The 15,173-nt window shown below is 40.6% G+C and carries 11 protein-coding genes and 1 pseudogene; 3 read left to right on the forward strand and 9 right to left on the reverse strand.

All coding sequences use genetic code 11. From position 1 onward, the window contains the following. Window positions 1–6 precede the first annotated feature (6 nt). Window positions 7–141, reverse strand: a complete 135-nt coding sequence (locus KZZ04_RS21245) for a hypothetical protein (RefSeq protein WP_257903625.1) — start codon at window positions 139–141, stop codon at window positions 7–9. Window positions 142–300: 159 nt separating this feature from the next. Here KZZ04_RS21245 and KZZ04_RS12630 point away from each other — a divergent pair, with 159 nt between their 5' ends. Both KZZ04_RS12630 and KZZ04_RS12635 read left to right on the forward strand, forming a co-directional pair. Further along, the gene (locus tag KZZ04_RS12630) at window positions 301–2,709 is read left to right on the forward strand and encodes a TonB-dependent receptor (protein WP_219422890.1); all 2,409 of its coding nucleotides are present in this window, start codon (window positions 301–303) and stop codon (window positions 2,707–2,709) included. 32 nt (window positions 2,710–2,741) lie between these two features. Beyond that, entirely contained in the window at window positions 2,742–4,142 is a 1,401-nt protein-coding gene (locus KZZ04_RS12635) for a 5-methyltetrahydrofolate--homocysteine methyltransferase (RefSeq protein WP_219422891.1), read from the forward strand. Between the two features lie 125 nt (window positions 4,143–4,267). Here the strand turns inward: KZZ04_RS12635 and KZZ04_RS12640 are convergent, their stop codons facing one another. The 7 genes from KZZ04_RS12640 to KZZ04_RS12670 form a co-directional block, all read right to left on the reverse strand. After that, window positions 4,268–5,110 carry an alpha/beta hydrolase gene (locus tag KZZ04_RS12640; protein ID WP_219422892.1) on the reverse strand — a complete coding sequence of 281 codons (843 nt, stop codon included), beginning with the start codon at window positions 5,108–5,110 and terminating at the stop codon, window positions 4,268–4,270. Between the two features lies 1 nt (window position 5,111). Beyond that, window positions 5,112–6,008 carry an acyl-CoA desaturase gene (locus KZZ04_RS12645; RefSeq protein ID WP_138528181.1) on the reverse strand — a complete coding sequence of 299 codons (897 nt, stop codon included), beginning with the start codon at window positions 6,006–6,008 and terminating at the stop codon, window positions 5,112–5,114. 7 nt (window positions 6,009–6,015) lie between these two features. Next, window positions 6,016–6,864 (reverse strand): hypothetical protein, encoded by an 849-nt coding sequence (locus KZZ04_RS12650; protein WP_058405268.1) that lies wholly within the window; start codon window positions 6,862–6,864, stop codon window positions 6,016–6,018. Window positions 6,865–7,208: 344 nt separating this feature from the next. Next, window positions 7,209–8,516 (reverse strand): DEAD/DEAH box helicase, encoded by a 1,308-nt coding sequence (locus tag KZZ04_RS12655; protein ID WP_219422893.1) that lies wholly within the window; start codon window positions 8,514–8,516, stop codon window positions 7,209–7,211. Window positions 8,517–8,674: 158 nt separating this feature from the next. After that, complete coding sequence (locus tag KZZ04_RS12660) at window positions 8,675–9,868, reverse strand: alpha/beta hydrolase-fold protein (protein ID WP_219422894.1); 1,194 nt, start codon at window positions 9,866–9,868, stop codon at window positions 8,675–8,677. A 110-nt stretch (window positions 9,869–9,978) separates the two neighbouring features. Continuing rightward, a complete protein-coding gene (gene glmS / locus KZZ04_RS12665) occupies window positions 9,979–11,799 on the reverse strand; it encodes a glutamine--fructose-6-phosphate transaminase (isomerizing) (protein WP_058405264.1) in 1,821 nt (606 codons plus the stop codon). Between the two features lie 46 nt (window positions 11,800–11,845). Further along, window positions 11,846–12,610, reverse strand: coding sequence for a DeoR/GlpR family DNA-binding transcription regulator (locus KZZ04_RS12670; RefSeq protein WP_058405265.1), 765 nt, complete (start codon window positions 12,608–12,610; stop codon window positions 11,846–11,848). A 154-nt stretch (window positions 12,611–12,764) separates the two neighbouring features. Between KZZ04_RS12670 and KZZ04_RS12675 the strand changes: the two genes are divergently transcribed. Continuing rightward, window positions 12,765–13,292 carry a sugar O-acetyltransferase gene (locus KZZ04_RS12675; protein WP_058405266.1) on the forward strand — a complete coding sequence of 176 codons (528 nt, stop codon included), beginning with the start codon at window positions 12,765–12,767 and terminating at the stop codon, window positions 13,290–13,292. 139 nt (window positions 13,293–13,431) lie between these two features. On the opposite strand, the pseudogene KZZ04_RS12680 reads toward KZZ04_RS12675, so the two are convergent. Next, a pseudogene (locus tag KZZ04_RS12680) lies at window positions 13,432–14,978 on the reverse strand (IS3 family transposase). Window positions 14,979–15,173 lie beyond the last annotated feature (195 nt).

Raw genomic sequence — 15,173 nt, forward strand, 5'->3', positions numbered from 1 at the left:
TACTTCTTAAGCTGATAAAGGTTTATTTGCATTTAGTAAAATTTCTAATACTTGCTGACGCTTTTTTGTTAGCCTTTTATCAACGTTTTCACACTGTGTATTTGCAAATTGAATTGTTTTTTGAATTTGCTGCTTATTCATCATTCCCTCTAATCTAACCCCAATATGCTTAAGCTCTTTTTATTTCTCTGGTAATAACCCTAATTACATACTGTGCGTAATTTTAACCAAACCAGCTATTGATATAATATAACATATATATCACAATTGATATAATATAACATCCAACAAGGTAGTCAAATGAAACGTAGATCTCAATTAGCTGTGCTCATTGCAGCTTTATTACCTGCAAGTGTGCTTGCATCCACAATTGAAGGCGTTGCTTTAAACAACAAAGGGAAAGTAGTTACCAATGCAACGGTAGAAGTTGAAGGCTCAGACCTTAAAGTAACCACCAACGAAAACGGTAAATTTGTTATAGCAGAGCTAAACAATGGCTTAAAAGAGCTTCATATTGTGGCGCCAGGTTATGCCCACCTTCATCGCGATATAACAATAACAAACGATGAAAACCAGTCAGTTACCTTTAACTTAACGCGCTCGCCTATTGAAGTTATTGATATTGAAGCAACCCCTATTCATATGTCGGCAATGGAATCAGCCTCACCTGTTAGTGTTTTATCTGGCGAACAACTAAGGCGCCAACAAGCCGCAACCCTTGGCGACAGCCTTGAAAAACTCCCAGGCGTTAATACCAACTTTCACGGTAAAGTAGCCAGCACACCTATTATTCGTGGTTTGAGCGGCCCGCGTGTACTTATTACTCAAAATGGCCTTGATGTAAGTGATGTGTCACGCGTTGGCCCCGATCATTCTGTTGCATCAGAAGCGTCTACCGCAAAACAAATTGAAGTATTACGCGGCCCTGCAACACTGTTTTATGGCAGTGGCGCCATTGGTGGCGTAGTAAATGTGGTAGATAACCGCGTACCAACCGACAGTACAACACGCGGCGAGTGGAACGTAGAGCATAACTCTGCTGATAACCAAAAAGTGGCCTCGTTTAATGCCACCACAGGCACAGACTCGGTGGCTTTTTATGCCGATGCGTTTTGGCGTGAAGCCGATGACTACGAGGTACCTGTAGCCGCAGATATAGATAGCGACGGTGAAGGGCATCGTGGCGATTACAAAGTTGAAAACAGTAATGAAGAGTCCGATGGTTTTACTGTTGGCGCTAGCTACTTAATGGATAACGGCTTTATTGGCTTAGCTGTAGAGCAGTTTAATCGTCAATACGGTATTCCGGGCCATACGCACGGTGATGAAGAGGAAGAACACAGCGACGAAGAAGAAAGCGTATTTGCTGATTTAGAGCAAACTAAAGTGCAATTATTAGGTGAGTACAACCTAGATAATAAATGGCTAAACAAAGTAAACCTGCGCGTTGGCCACACCGACTACGAACACGCTGAAATTGAAGGTGGCGCTGTAGGCACCACATTTAAAAACGAAACAAACGAATTACGCATAGACCTACTACATAACCAATTTAACGAGTGGAATGGCGGCATTAGCTTTCATTACAAACAAAGCGATGTAGAAGCGCAAGGTGAAGAGGCCTTTACTCCTCCATCAGAAACCGAAAGCTTTGCTGTAGCGCTAATGGAAGAAAGACACTTTGGTGATTTTTTAGTGCAGCTAGGTGGGCGTATTGAGCGTGTAACCATTGAAGCAGGCGACGTATTACTGCCAAATATTGACGCTCATGCACACGATGAAGCAGAAGAAGCCGACGAGCATGATCACGACCACGAAGAAAGCGCAGAAACCACTCGTGTATTTGACGTAGAGCATGAATTTACGCCAATCAGCTTATCGGCAGGCGTAGTATGGGATTTTACACCTAACTATAATTTAGGACTTTCTGTATCGCGCTCTGAACGTGCACCGTCTGCTTCTGAGTTATTATCGTTTGGGCCGCACATTGGTACTGGCACTTACGAAGTAGGCGCACTATTTGATTTAGATGAAGCCGGCCATTTAGGTTTATCTAGTCAAACAATTGACTTAGAAACAGCCAATAATATCGATTTAACCCTGCGTAAAACCCAAGGTGATGTTGGCTTTATTTTAAATGCCTTTTACAACCAAGTAGATAATTACTATTACCAAATAGACACCGGTTTATTCGCTGAAAGTGGTCACGACCATGGCGATGAAGAAGAAGGCGCTGACGAACACGACCATTCATCAGAACTGCCGGTTTATTTATTTAAAACAGACGATGTAATTTTACACGGGTTTGAAACGCAAATTGCGTGGCAATTAACCGATGAATTTAAAGTAGATTTGTTCTCTGATTACGTTCGTGCACGCCTTAAAGACGGCGGCGATTTACCCCGTACTCCACCACTTCGTTTTGGTAGCGAGTTAAGCTATCAAACAGATAAATTAAGTGCGCATATTCACGTTACTCGCTATCAAAAGCAAGACCGCACAGCCCCACAAGAAACAGCAACAGACAGCTACACATTGGTTGATGCAAGCATCTCTTACGACCTTTCAGTATTAAACCAAGATATGTCTGTTTACCTGCGAGGCACCAACTTAACAGATACAGAAGCACGCGTGCACAGCTCGTTTGTAAAAAATATAGCACCACGTCCAGGGCGTAGCTTTGCGCTAGGTATTCGCGGTTATTTTTAAGCATTAAAAAATTATAATTAAAGGAAATAAACATGAAAAAAATATACAAATTAAAGCTTATTGCACTGGCTATTAGCACTACATTTATTACAGCCTGTGGCGATGCCCAGACCAATATTGTAGAAAAAGACCCTATTGTTGTAGAAGACGATCACGATCATGGCGATGGTGACGGTCACGACCACGGCGATGAATACACCATTGATTCATTAGGTAGACTTGTAGTACTTGCTGGCGATAGCAACACAGCCAGCTTCTTTGATTTAGACGACAACGCGCTGCTTGAAACATTTACTCTGACGAATGACTCAAACACGCTATCGTCATCACCTGATTTTCGTTATGCCGTTATTGCAAGCCGCGCACAAGATTACTTAGGCTTTATTGATGGTGGTTTATGGCGTGAAGACCATGGCGAGCATTTACACGACTATGAGCAAAGCCCAGCAGCTAGCAGTTATGAGCTAACAAGTGGCAGCCGCCCTACTCACCTTGTAAAACATGACGGCCAATTAGCTATTTTTTATGATGGTGATGCAGGCTCAGGCACGGTTGCCTCTGTTGAAATATTAACAGATAACGACATAACCAGCGCAACAGACACCCTTCCTGGTATTAGTTACGACATTAATATGCACGGCGTGGCAGAACCTCGTGGTGAACATTTATTATCAACACTTCGCCGTGATGACAGCGAAAGCACATCGGTTGCTAAAGTACTGCCAGACCAAGTAGGTGTTTATCATTTTCATGATGGTGAATATGAGCTTGAACAAACCTTAGAAGTTACGTGCTCTGATTTACACGGCGCGGCACAAAACCACGACTACGTGGCATTTGGCTGTAGCGATGGTGTGTTATTAGCCCACCAGCACGATGATGAATACGAAGCTGAAAAAATAGCGAACATTGCAGCCGTTGGCGATTTACGCATTGGTACTATATACGGTCATGAAGACAGTAAGACCTTTATTGGCGTTGCTTCTGGCCATGGTGGCGGCAAAGCCGTAATTGTAACTATTAACCCAGCAACAGCACAAATGGAAGAACTAGAATGGCAACTAGCCGATGGCGCAAGTGCTGTGTCGTACTCTTTTTCTGCCCATGGCGAGCACTTTTTAATATTAGACAGCTTAGGCTTTTTAAATGTATTTAGTGCACACGACCATGATGGCGAAATGCATTGGGAGCTTGAAGGCCAAGTTGATATTACCGAGCAAGATGTATCAACCATGCCAGAGGGCATGAGCTTTAGCATGACAGTGGCGCAAAATGGTCAGTTTGCTTATGTAGCCGACCCTATTGCTCAACACGTTGTGCAAGTACACCTTGAAGACTTAGAAATTGAAAGTGAGGTTGAGCTTACTTTTGCTCCTAGTGCAATTACTTGGCTTGGTATTGCACAAGAGGAAGAAGACGATCACGAACATTAAGTTAATAAAAGTTCTGAGTAGCTAGCTTACTCATTTATTGCATATTGAAAAATAAACCTATCATTAGCTTTACTAATGATAGGTTTTAAATGGTAACGTTTTCTAACGTCAGTAATTTTACAGTATTACTCACTTACAGTGCTGTATATCCAATCAAGCCCTTGTATTGCAGTAGTAGGAAATGCCGTTGCATGGCTCGCTCCTTCAATAACAACACTTTTTAATTGTATATTGTCACTGTTGAGTGCATTAATTTTTTGTACCAATTGCTTGGTACCCTCAACCATATTTTGTCCTTCAAAGGCTGGGGTTTCCTTTGCTCCCACCGATATATAAACTTTTATAGGCACTTTAGGCTTATTTACTTGTAGCGCTAAGACTGCGTTGCTGTCAAACCAAACAGACGGGCTACCAATAATATAATGGCTAAATAAATCGGGCTCTGTAAATAAAATAGTGGCACCTAATAAGCCGCCTAGCGAGTTACCTATGTAGGTTTTGTGAGTGTGACTAGCTCGGTAGTTTTGCTCAATATAAGGAAACACAGTGTTTTTAATAAACTGAATATGGCCTTGCGCATTACCTGTTTGTTTTTTCCAATCTTTTGCAAAGGTAGGTGTGTAGTCTCTTATTCGACTAGCTGATCCAATAGAGCCTTTTTCGTAACCAATGGCGACAATAATCGCCTGCTGCATTTTGCCGCTATTCATAGGAAACCGTGTAGCCCCTGCCACTATAGGGAAGGTATACGGCGCATCGGTTAAATAAATAACGGGGTATGTTTTATTTAGCTTATTTTTATATGACTTAGGCAATTGAATGTAAACAGGATAAACGCGCTTACTGGACAGTTCGGTTAGTTGAATAACGCTACTTCTAGGAATTTCGTAAGGCGTATTTGCACTTAATTTAAAACACGTTAATACACAAAATAATAATAACCATTTTAAAGGAGAATTAGTTTTCATATTAGGAGTCAATTCTTTTTAATTCGCTGCGCACAGGGAGGTCTTCGGGTTGGATTAAATCCCAAACCAAGCCTAGTTTTTCTAGCTTTTTAAGTACTAGCCAACCAACATCTAATTGACCTTTTTCCAATGCAAAATTGGCTGAACCAGGAAATGCGTGATGGTTGTTATGATAACTTTCACCCATTGTTAGCAACGCAGCAAAAGGGACGTTATAACCTTGAATACGCGCTTGGTTTACATGCCAATGCCTTTGACCAATATTATGTGCCAAGTAACCTATCAGCCAATGGCCTATAATTGAGATGCTTACTCTCACGCATATACCCCAAATAACCCAAGATATACCTCCTAACAACAATAGTAAAAACGCTAAAGGGAGCTGTTGTAACATCCATGTTTTATCCATCCAACTATACACTCGACTTTCTATTACCTTAGTTTCTATATTAAATGTAGGTGAATTATTTAATCTAATATCGTAAAAAAGTTGCCAACAAAAGTCTTTCCACATAGGTTGCTTATGGCCAAAGTAATCATGACACGCAGGTTGTCGCTGCGCCCAGTCGCGCATATCATGGGTTTTAATCATACCAATTGGCCCAGCTAAACCCACAATGACACCTAAGTGTACAAAAAAGTATTCAAGCCAAAGCGGGCATTTATAACTCTTATGTATAAGCCTGCGATGCATACCCAATGAGTGTCCCAAACACAAAATGATGCTCGTCGTTGCAATAAATACCAGCAGCGCACTGAATGAAAATGTATACCACCCACCTAAAACGGCAGTTAATAGCATACCGCCAACCCATAACACCTTTATTGGAGATAAAACTACATCCCCGACGCTAGCATTACTTTGCTCACTAGTTATAACTCTTTCATTAGTATACATTGCGGCCCTAAGCTGTTTCAGGAATGAATAATTCACTTAAAAGCATATCTGCAGTTTGTCCAATGGCATATTTTTGAAGTGGACCAAAATACCAAGCAGGATCTAAAAATCGATAATAATAAATAGTCAGCATCACTTTTGTATTTTCATTATCTACTTTTATAAACCGGATTTCGGTCCCTTTTAGCTTTAGATAATTACTTATGTAGCTTGTATCTTCTAAAAAGGTGGTACGAATATAGTCATCTTCAACTTGAGTTAACTCAAGTTTCATATGCCCTTTGTGGGTATTTGTTACAAACCAACGATGATAAGTAAAATCAATATTATGTACATCTCCCGCCGATAATGTACCTGCATCTATATTGTTGGGCATAGGGAACAAACTTAACAGCCAATTACGCTCTATATTTAAATGCATTGGCTCAATAAGCTTATTTTTTATTTCTTCTGGGGTAGCGCTGATAACTATATTTTTAGTTATTGAATATTCTCTTTCAAAGCTAGTACTTGGCACTACACCTTCAAATGCACTTAAAAAAATAACGACAGGTAAGATATGAGCGTAATATGACCCTTTGTTTCTACTCTTTAAATAGCAGGATAGAAGCTGAAATAAGTACATAAGAAATAATACGCCAAAGTAAATGGGCATAAACATGATCACACATACAAAGCCTTCAAATAAAACAATCGACGTGCCAAACATAACAATTAACGACCACAATACTAAATGTCCGTAATACCGATTTAAGCTTGGTTTTTCAGGCTTTTTAACTATGTACAGCAAAGCAACAGATACAAAAAAAGGGACGCCAACATAGAGCAAAGCGGTTCGGTCAAAGTTATAAGACATTAGTGCGCGAATGAGCAGCGAACAAACACCTATCAATAGTAGGATTAAAATATTTCTGCGCCGTTTACTTATATGACTAGGAGCTTTATTTTTCTGTGTTTTTACCATTACATACCCTGCATATTTTAATTTGCTATGAATACGTAATAATTGGCTTTATACCAAACAAACATGATCCATATGCCATTTTTATATTTCCAAAAAGCCTCTACTTAATGTGACTTGCAACCTATAAAAACCTAAATACATAGTTAAAGCAAGAAATTAAAGACAATAAAAAAGACGCAAATGCGCCTTTTTAAAAATATAATATGCTGATAATTATAAGCAATTACTATAAAACCTTACTTAGAACGATTTCGCCAACCACTCCATGCATCATCTTCTGGGTTAACTTTGTTTTTCTTCTTTTTCTTACCTGTGCCTTCAGGCTTTGCCATTGGCTTTTCGTTTTTAAGTGCAAGGGCCGCATCAAGGTTCGCTTGGTTAACCGCAAAACCGGTTACTTCTTCACGCTCTAAGCGCAGTTTGTTTTTCTTTTCGATTATTTTAAAGTGATGAAAGTCTTCATAATCAATTAACGATAATGCTAAACCCACTTCACCAGCACGGCCGCTTCGGCCAATACGGTGCATGTAATCAGCAGGGCTACGCGGTAAGTTAAAGTTAATCACAACAGGCAATTTGGCAATATCTAAACCACGGGCGGCAATGTCGGTGGCAATTAACACCTCTATTTCGCCATCTTTAAACTTTTCGATTACTCGGGTACGTTCACTTTGGCCTTTATCACCATGGAATACTTGTGCGTTAACGCCACGTTTTTCAAGCTTACCTGCTAAGTGCTCACAGTCTTTTTTAGCGTTTACAAAAATAAGTGCTTGGCGCCATTGATGCTGCTTAATTAAATGCGCTAAAACCGTGGTTTTCTCACCTTTATTAACCGTAAATACGCGCTGAACTAAGGTGCTTTCGTCTTTGTTTTGAACTTGTATTTCAACTGGGTTAGTTAACAGTTCTTGCGTTAATTGAGTGACTTGCTCTGGGAAGGTTGCTGAAAACAACATAGTTTGTTTTTTAGTAGGCATTAACGCTAATAACTCAGCAAGCTCTTCGGTAAAGCCAAGGCTTAACATGCGGTCGGCTTCATCAAGTACTAAGGTTGTTACTTTATCGAGTTGAATAGCATTGCTTGAGATTAAATCGAGCAAACGCCCTGGCGTTGCAACAATAATATCGGCACCGCCGCGCAGAGCCTGCATTTGTGTATTAACCGACACCCCACCAAACACCGCGACCGTTTTAATTGCGCCATTAAAGTTAGCAGAATACGATTTAACGCTATCGGCCACCTGCGTTGCAAGCTCACGCGTCGGTACCAAAATAAGCCCAGTTACAAAGTTACCTTTGCTCGCTGCTTTTTTAGCGCCTTGCGCTAGAAATAGGGTTTGTAGCATAGGTAAAGCAAAGGTTGCTGTTTTACCTGAGCCGGTATTTGCCCCCGCAATTAAATCGCTACCAGCCAAAATGCTCGGAATTGCTTGTGCCTGAATCGGTGTAGGTTGTGTGTATTCAAGATCAGACAATCGAGCAATTAGCTCTGGAATTAGGCCAAGTTCGTTGAAATTGCTAGGATTTGCGACAGAGGTCATAAAATATGCGGGCTCATAACTAAAATAGCCTGCAATTTTAGCGTATTTATTGCCCGTTAAGTAGGGGTTAGTGATTTTAATGTGGTTTTAGAAAAAGAGAAAAGCTGTTACCCCTTTTCTCTTTCAATATATAACAATCGAGTTGGATTAAAAAGTGGTTATGTTTCGTCTTTGCCTAAAGCTGTTTGTAGTCTAGCTTTTGTTTCTTTTAAATAATTTATATAAGGATATGAGTCGTCTGCAATTGCTAAAGCAGACTCCATCTGCTCAAGCGCTTGGCGAGTATCCCCTTGCATTTCATAACCGTAGGACAATGCCGAAAGTGCATCGACTGATTTTGGGTGGTTTTTTATATTGTATTTAAACACTTCAATAGCACGGGTAAACTGCTTGCTACCCGTTAAGTTATAACCGAGTGATCTAACAGCACGATCTGGTGGAGATATTTGCTCGCCCCATTGCTGAGATAATGTTTGATAATAAGCATCGATAGAGGCTACATCGTCAGTTAAAGCACTTATAGGCATTTGTTTAGGTAAAAATAAGTTGTAATAAGCATTAAATATGCCTGCAGCAGAGGTTAAGCCATGCGAGATACCATTAAACGCATCATTAAAAAAGCGTAACCCTCGCACTTTATGTGATTGCAGTGATTGCTGTAGTTCATCGTACCTTTCACGCATTATGCCGGCTTCTTCGCCTATATTGATATAAACGTAGTTATTCAGGTCTTTTGATTTATTGATAAACGACTTAGTCGCCTTTACAGATGCACCATAGTTCCACCAAACGGCAGGGCTGTAAGCAATATGCGCTTGGAAAAGCTCAGGGTTAGCTTGCATAGTATAAAGTGCAAACACGCCTGCCGCAGAGGCCCCTGCGATCACATTATAATTATGCTTACGATAACTTTTATTAATCAAGGGCATAAGCTCTTGCTCTATAAATGCTAAAAACGTTGCTGCACCACCGCCTTCACCTACCGGGCCTTGTGGCTCTTTATTAATTGTGGGGTATAAATCTCTTAAGCGATTGGTGTTTTCAATAGCGACAATAATAACCTCTGGCGCACGATTATCATTTTGTAAACGCTCAATAACAGCGCTGGCAAGCGGTATATTACCCGCGCCATCTAAGCGATAAATGACCGGATAAACTTTGTTTGGATTAGCTTGATAACTCTTTGGAAGCTGGACTACAACTGTGCGCTCTTCGTTTAAAACGGCTGATTTAATAGTATGTGTTTGTTGCGTATAACTAATGGTTTGCTGTTTTAAATCAGGCTCTGCAAGTGTGCCACTAGAATAAAATATAAATAAACTACATATAAAAACAGCGGTTAATAAACGCATGACTAATCCCTTAGAAAATAATAAGTTATTAAAGCTAACAGACTTTTAGGCACAAAAAAAGCGCCTTAAGCGCTTTTTTAACATTAATAAAAATCTATAACCTTTTGATTTTACTCAACAGTAACCGATTTAGCTAAGTTACGTGGTTGGTCAACGTCGGTACCCTTAATTACCGCTACGTAGTACGACAACAGCTGTAATGGCAATGTGTAAACAATTGGCGCAATAATGTCGTCAGTGTGGTTTACGTTGATTACACGCATTGTGTCGTCTGACTCAAAGTGTGAATCTTTATCTGCGAATACGTAAATAATGCCGCCACGTGCGCGTACTTCTTCTACGTTTGATTTAAGCTTTTCTAATAGCTCATTGTTTGGCGCTACAACAATAATTGGCATATCAGCATCAATAAGTGCAAGTGGGCCATGTTTTAGCTCGCCCGCTGCATAAGCTTCTGCGTGAATGTACGAAATCTCTTTAAGCTTAAGCGCACCTTCCATTGCAATTGGGTATTGCGAACCACGGCCTAAAAACAGTGAGTGGTGTTTATCGGCAAATTCTTCTGCAAGGTCTGCAATACCATCAGCTAGTAGTAATGTTTCTTCAAGCTTGGCGGGAAGTACTTTTATAGCATTTACAATGGTGCTTTGATCAAGCTGTTTTTCTTGCGCTATAGACGCAGTAAGCATTAACAAACCAACTAATTGTGTTGTAAATGCTTTAGTAGAAGCTACACCAATTTCAGCGCCTGCTTTAGTCATAAAGGCAAGGTCAGATTCGCGCACAAGCGATGAACCCGGTACGTTACAAATGGTCATTGAGGCCATGTAACCTTGCTCTTTAGCTAAGCGTAATGCCGCTAGCGTATCGGCTGTTTCACCCGATTGTGAAATAGTCACAAGTAGGCTGTTTTCGTGTACATACGATTGGCGGTAACGGAACTCAGAGGCAATCTCAACATTACAGCTAACGCCTGCAAATTGCTCAAGCCAGTAACGGGCAACCATACCTGAGTGGTATGACGTACCACAGGCAATAATTTGCACATGTTTTACATCTTTAAATATTTGCTGAGCGCTGTCGCCAAAGGCGTCAATTGCTACGCGGTCATCGTTTAAACGCCCTTCAAGGGTATTACGTACCGCAAGTGGTTGCTCGTAAATTTCTTTTAGCATGTAGTGGCGGTAGTCGCCTTTGCCTGATGCGTCTTGCGTGATGTTTGATTCAATCACTTCACGCTCTACAGCGTCGCCGTTTTCGTCAAAAATTTCAACAGTATCGCGGGTAATGCGGGCTACGTCACCTTCTTCTAAAAATATAAAGCTACGTGTAACAGGTAATAGTGCTAGCTGATCAGAGGCAATAAAGTTTTCGCCAAGGCCTAAACCTATAACCAGTGGGCTACCTGAGCGCGCTACGATGATTTCGTTGTCGTTTGCTTTATCAAATACAACTGTACCAAACGCACCTTCAAATTGCTTAACCGCAGCTTGTACTGATGCTAGTAACGTAGTGTGTTGCTTACGAAGCTTATGAATTAAGTGCACCATTACTTCGGTATCGGTTTCAGACAAGAACTCGTAGCCCTCTTCTTTAAGCGATGCGCGTAGGCTTGCGTGGTTTTCAATAATACCGTTATGCACAAGTGCTAGCTGATTGTTTGATACATGCGGGTGAGCGTTCTCTTCAGTAACACTGCCGTGTGTTGCCCAGCGAGTGTGTGCAATACCTGTATGACCGCTGACGCCTGCTTTCTCAAGTGCAGCTTCTACGTTTACTACTTTACCTACAGCTTTTACAGTATTTAGTGTAGAGCCTTCTAAAAGTGCTACACCGGCAGAGTCATAGCCACGGTATTCAAGACGTTTAAGGCCTTCAACTAAAATTTTGTTTACTGGACGTTCTGCAACTGCCCCAACTATTCCACACATAGTGTCTCCATTAATTTTTTAATTCTAGTAACTCGCTTTGTAGTTACTAATCAATAATCTCTGCACAAATTAGTTTTACACCACACGCCTCAATCGCTTTGCGTTTATCATCTGCTAAGCCAGTATCGGTTATTAAAGTGGTTACTATTTTCCACGGTAATTCTAAATTTGGTATTTTTCGGCCAATCTTATCTGATTCAACCATTACTATTACTTCACGGGCTGCTTTAGCCATTACTTGGCTTAAGCCGACTAGTTCATTAAAGGTAGTCGTGCCGCGCTTTACATCTATGCCATCTGCACCAATAAATAATTGATCGAAGTCATAAGAGCATAATACGTTTTCGGCAACTTGCCCCTGAAACGACTCAGAATGTGGATCCCATGTACCACCGGTCATTAAAAGTGTTGGCTCGTTTTCAAGTGAAAGTAAACGGCTCGCCACTTTAATCGCATTGGTCATTACAACTAACCCGCGTTTATTTGCAAGTTCTGGGATCATTGCGGCCGTAGTGCGCCCGCTATCAATAATAATGCGGTTATGATCTTTTATAAGTGCAGCTGCAGCCTTAGCTATAGCTACTTTGCGCTTTGAGTCTATCTCGTCACTTACAATTTCTTTAGGCAGTGCAATAGCTCCACCATAACGGCGCAGTAACAAGCCGCTTTTTTCAAGCGCGGTTAAATCTTTACGAATGGTTACTTCAGATGTTTGAAACTGCTCAGCGAGCTTTTCAACAGCCACTTCACCTAGCTCATTTACCTGAGTAAGTATTAAATGACGGCGTTGCTGTGTGTTTCGTTTAGTCATAAAGCTCGTAAATTAAGTTTCGTTTCGAAAGATATGTAATTCTAAACGAAACTAGTTAAATGGCAAGTGAACGAGCAAAAATAAAGCAGCTTTCAACGAGTAATAATAAAGGTAAAATAGCTTTAGCACCTTTTAACTAAACAAAGAAACCCTAATGCAGCCATTTAATAGCTTAAACAAAGAGCTTTTAGCCCTACGTAAACAAACAGGCGAAATATGCCGACTCTTTAATAAAAGCCCGAGTAAAGGCAATTTAAAACGTATTAAAGAGCGATTCGCTCAATGCGGTGAAGGGGTAATTATAGAATCAGGTTTTCATTGCGATTATGGTAATCAAATAACTATTGGTGATCGTACTTTTATAAACATTAACTGTACTGTTTTAGACGCCCCAATTAATGAAGCTTCAATTACAATTGGTGATGACTGCTTAATTGGTCCTAACGTGCAGTTGTTAGCGGTATTTCATGCTGTTAACCCTACACAGCGACTCAATAAAGAAAACTTTGCATCACCTATCACAATAGGTAATAACGTGTGGATTGGCGCAGGCGCTATTATTTTAGCAGGAGTATCTATTGGGGATAACAGTGTAATAGGTACTGGCTCGGTCGTTACCAAAAGTGTAAAGGCGAATACAGTTTTTGCTGGTAATCCAGCTCGACAAATAAGAGCATTATAATCAATGTGTTTTTAGTGTCAGGAGTCACATTGAAATGCTGCACTATCATGGCCAATGCATTGGATAGCCAAAACACTATTCACAAAGAGGCGCTTCGCTTACGGTGTTTTTCAAGTTAGTTGTCGCATCAAGTTAAATTTTATGCCGCCCGCACTTCTTCTTTTTTCTCTGGATTCAAATTTACTTCCTTGATCATCGTCCAATCTCTAGACTTTCCTGACCAACGACTTGGATTCTGTAATTTCGCCATTTCATTAACCCGATGGCGCTTCGCTAGGATCGCTTTATCTAAGCCTAAATGGCGCTGATTTGGCGTGACAAACTTAATACCGCTATGTAAATGTTCATCGTTGTACCAATCTACAAATCCGTTAACCCAGTTCCTTGCGCTCACGATATCTGCGAAGACTTTTTCAGGGTATTCTGGGCGATACTTTAATGTTTTAAATAATGACTCAGAATACGGATTATCGTTACTCACAGATGGTCGGCTAAATGAAGGCACAATCCCTAACTCCTGCAATGTCGCTAATAACGTTACCCCTTTCATTGGGCTGCCATTATCCGAATGCAACGTGACTTGCTCAGGTTTTACCTGTTCTCGCCTGCAAATATCTACCATTAAATCAGCCGCCAGTGTGCTTAGTTGTGTGTCATGAACCTGCCAACCAACTATTTTTCGACTATAAATATCCATCACTAAATATAAGTATAAAAACTGACCTTTAACTGCTGTCGGCAAATACGTGATATCCCATGTATAAATTTCGTTTGCACGTGTTGCCTTGAGCGCTCTTGGCTTTTTTATCTTTTTATTTGGTTTAACTTTTTCTCTGTGTGTTAGTAATTTATGTGATTTCATAACACGATAAAACGAGCTTTCTGATGCTATCCACACACCTTTATCCAATAGTTTAGGGACTATCTTGCTGGGTGGTAAATGTCCGTACTCTATTGAATTAACAGTCTTAATTATACGCTGCTGCTCTAATTCAGTTAGCTTGTTAGGTGGTCGTTTTATCGTACTTGTTCGCTTATCTATCATATCTGCAGCTTCAATCCAGCGTTGGATTGTTCTTGCCGAGAGACCGAGTAACTCACATGCTTTTGCTTGCCTTGCTCCTGATTTTTGCGCGTCTGTAATGAGCTTTATCAATTCATGACGTTCAGATGAGCTGGTTAATCGTCCTCGTTGAACCCCCAAAGTGCATCTGCTTTTTTTTTGAGTACAAGTAAAGCGGCTGTTTCTGCTAATGCTTTGTCTTTACGATTAAGCTCTTTTTGAAGCTGCTTAATTTCTTGTTTGAGTTGCTTGCTATCTGATTTTACAGGCTTCGCTGCTGGCCCTTTAGCAAAATCTTGCTTCCATTGTTGAATATGATGCGGGTAAAGTCCTTTGGCACGACAATATTCATTAAGCGCTGCTTCATCCAAACTCGCACATTCAATAATGGCGTTGAGCCTGTCTTCTAAGCTCCAGTCATGAGGGCGTTTTTATGTTGTCATGTGACTACCGTTATTTTTAGTTTCAAGTTCATGGTTTTTGGCAAGTGCAATCCACCGTTGTAGTGTTGAATAGCCGACGCCTAAATCATCTGCAATATCTTCTATACGAACATCATCACATTGAGATAGTGCTTTTTCAACAGCTTGTACTTTAAATTCGTGTGTAAACCGACGACTCATTTTATCTACCTCTCTTAAAAGTTAGAGGCGACAACTATCCTGACACAGGGGGCTTAAGAGAGGCTGCGCTTTAGAGAAAGAAATACTTAATTTTTACTTTTCTTTAGATGTAAAAAAGCCCGACTCTTTCGAATCGGGCTTTCTTGTATTTGAAGCCTGGTAATGTCCTACTTTCACATAGCAAATGCTACACTA

Origin of the sequence: Pseudoalteromonas sp. CR1 (assembly GCF_019392235.1) — a bacterium.
GTDB lineage: Bacteria > Pseudomonadota > Gammaproteobacteria > Enterobacterales > Alteromonadaceae > Pseudoalteromonas.

Bases quoted from the DNA above. Each gene is read 5' to 3' on its own strand.
- KZZ04_RS12655 (WP_219422893.1), bottom strand. From the start codon at position 8,516: ATGACCTCTGTCGCAAATCCTAGCAATTTCAACGAACTTGGCCTAATT.
- KZZ04_RS12640 (WP_219422892.1), bottom strand. From the start codon at position 5,110: ATGAAAACTAATTCTCCTTTAAAATGGTTATTATTATTTTGTGTATTA.
- KZZ04_RS12645 (WP_138528181.1), bottom strand. From the start codon at position 6,008: ATGTATACTAATGAAAGAGTTATAACTAGTGAGCAAAGTAATGCTAGC.
- KZZ04_RS12670 (WP_058405265.1), bottom strand. From the start codon at position 12,610: ATGACTAAACGAAACACACAGCAACGCCGTCATTTAATACTTACTCAG.
- KZZ04_RS12630 (WP_219422890.1), top strand. From the start codon at position 301: ATGAAACGTAGATCTCAATTAGCTGTGCTCATTGCAGCTTTATTACCT.
- KZZ04_RS12650 (WP_058405268.1), bottom strand. From the start codon at position 6,864: ATGTCTTATAACTTTGACCGAACCGCTTTGCTCTATGTTGGCGTCCCT.
- glmS (WP_058405264.1), bottom strand. From the start codon at position 11,799: ATGTGTGGAATAGTTGGGGCAGTTGCAGAACGTCCAGTAAACAAAATT.
- KZZ04_RS12675 (WP_058405266.1), top strand. From the start codon at position 12,765: ATGCAGCCATTTAATAGCTTAAACAAAGAGCTTTTAGCCCTACGTAAA.
- KZZ04_RS12635 (WP_219422891.1), top strand. From the start codon at position 2,742: ATGAAAAAAATATACAAATTAAAGCTTATTGCACTGGCTATTAGCACT.
- KZZ04_RS12660 (WP_219422894.1), bottom strand. From the start codon at position 9,868: ATGCGTTTATTAACCGCTGTTTTTATATGTAGTTTATTTATATTTTAT.
- KZZ04_RS21245 (WP_257903625.1), bottom strand. From the start codon at position 141: ATGAATAAGCAGCAAATTCAAAAAACAATTCAATTTGCAAATACACAG.